The organism is Cognatundibacterium luofuense (assembly GCF_018139685.1).
GTDB lineage: Bacteria > Pseudomonadota > Gammaproteobacteria > Burkholderiales > Burkholderiaceae_D > Undibacterium > Undibacterium luofuense.
The window spans coordinates 1-292 of record NZ_JAGSPN010000574.1 but is presented as its reverse complement, the minus strand read 5'-3'; the positions used below and the strand labels follow the sequence as shown (position 1 = coordinate 292).

At 55.5% G+C, this 292-nt stretch carries 1 protein-coding gene; it reads right to left on the bottom strand.

Features of this window, described 5'->3' with window-relative positions; genetic code table 11:
- Positions 1-292, bottom strand: a 292-nt coding sequence (locus KDM89_RS21700) for a nitronate monooxygenase (protein WP_212689842.1), incomplete at both ends; no start/stop codon positions are given.

The window sequence follows — 292 nt, the reverse complement described above, 5'->3', positions numbered from 1 at the left end:
CAACGGGTCGGCGTTGGCAGATTTTCCATCCCCAATTCTGCACAGACTGGCTGTAACAAGACTTTAGCTGCTTCCAACGCAGCAAAATCGATTTGTGGCCGTGGCTGTACAAACAGATTGATCGCAAATGGCTTATCGGTCAGACGACGGATATGCTCAGCCTGCTCAATAATCGCCAGCGGTGCCAACAAAGGCGCGGCCAACGAACCCAGGCCACCAAACTGAGACACGGCGGCCACCAGCTCAGGGGTAGTGGCGCCACCCGCCATCGGTGCCTGAATAATCGGTAAAG